Raw genomic sequence first — 1,452 nt, 5'->3', positions numbered from 1 at the left:
AGGTCTATTAAGGTTACCCTTTTCCATGAAAATCTTTTTCATTTTCCTCTTGACATATTACCAAATTGCTTCCTGACTGAAAAGAGCCTTAATATGATAGAAATATACTACCATACCAAAGCTGAAATTGCTAATGTATTTTCTATTTTAGATTGAATAACAGGATTCTATATAAGTATCAAATGCTTTTCTCTTAATCATTCGTTTATTTCCTACCCACAAAACAAAGGGACAATTATCTTTATTTGACATTTCCCTGATTTTATTAATCCCAATTCCCGAATATGCAGCAGTTTCTTCTACTGTTAAATTTGACTTCTCCCAAATCGGCACTTCTATTTTCTTACTGCTCAACAAAAATCATCCTCCAAATATATTAAATTTATTTAGAAAAGGCACTGCTAAATTTCAGCAATGCCTTATTTTTACTATTCTCCACAACAAAGTGTGTACAAAATCTCACGCATCATATCCATGCAGGTTCTTTGTGCTGTTATAATACATGCAGCAAACAAGATAGAAAAAGTATCAATTTTGACCTGGTTTTTTTGCGTCTCATCCTCTAAACATTTGATATTCTCAATATACATATCCCAAAATTCTTTAACATTTGCTCTCTCAAAACTTTCTGATATAAGCTGGTCTATTTCTTCTTTTTTCATATAAATTGATTTCTCCTTATAAATATAACTGTACTATTTTCTGCTAAATACTTTCTTTTCTAATATCACAGATCAAAATCTTATATTTCATCTTCATATCACGTAATTCATCAATCAGTTTCTTATATTCTTCATACATATTATTTGATAATTCCAACTGCTCATTCAATTTATCCAAATCATATAAGGACAACTCCTGTTTTAATGCTTCATTTTCTTTTCTTAAAGCTTCATTGATTCTTTTTAAACTCTTATTTCTTTTCTCTAATAAATTAAACATTATTCCTCCTTATAAATGGAGAGTGCGTCATGCACCCTCCCATAAAATATTACCTGTATAATCTTGCACTCCCAATGCCTTTGCCTGTAAATTTAGAACCTACAACCTCCACCATACATCTTGTGGTTTTTCCGTCTCTGCAAAATTCATCCCTCATCTGCTGTCCAAACGCTTCCGGGTCATTTACGCCGTGCATGTTGATATCGCCTACCTGGACATTTACATGGTTTTCCAGATTTCTTGTGATCTGTGTTGGATTAACGATAGGTTCCACATCCCCCCACGTCTTTGTTATTTCTTCATGGGTCAATGTCTTATTCAAACCTCCATACGTTAATTTCTTATTCCATATATTCTCTAATTCCTCAAGGCTTGTCTGTGAAAGCCCCCACAGGTTGTCAGACATTTCCTTCGTAAATACCTTGTCGCCTTTGCCTAAAGGGGTAAGCATCTGGCCGTCTGCGGTACAGATAAGCTCCCTTCCTTTTTCCTGGGTAACTGCCCACTGTT

4 protein-coding genes are annotated in these 1,452 nt (G+C 34.1%); all 4 read right to left on the bottom strand.

Going from position 1 to position 1,452, the window contains the following annotated elements; translation table 11 throughout:
- Positions 1-147: 147 nt before the first annotated feature.
- A complete protein-coding gene (locus D7Y06_RS25125) occupies positions 148-357 on the bottom strand; it encodes an excisionase (protein WP_243119517.1) in 210 nt (69 codons plus the stop codon).
- A gap of 71 nt (positions 358-428) precedes the next feature.
- On the bottom strand, positions 429-662 hold the full coding sequence (locus D7Y06_RS25120) for a hypothetical protein (RefSeq protein ID WP_120410190.1): 234 nt from the start codon (positions 660-662) through the stop codon (positions 429-431).
- A gap of 43 nt (positions 663-705) precedes the next feature.
- Positions 706-942, bottom strand: a complete 237-nt coding sequence (locus D7Y06_RS25115) for a hypothetical protein (protein WP_120410189.1) — start codon at positions 940-942, stop codon at positions 706-708.
- A gap of 49 nt (positions 943-991) precedes the next feature.
- Positions 992-1,452: hypothetical protein (locus tag D7Y06_RS26310; RefSeq protein WP_158591504.1), on the bottom strand; the 461-nt coding region annotated here is incomplete at its 5' end.

It is taken from the genome of Roseburia sp. 1XD42-69 (assembly GCF_003612565.1).
Taxonomy (GTDB): Bacteria; Bacillota; Clostridia; order Lachnospirales; family Lachnospiraceae; genus Roseburia_B.
The sequence above is the reverse complement of the archived record's forward strand: the minus strand, read 5'-3'. Positions and strand labels throughout refer to the sequence as shown.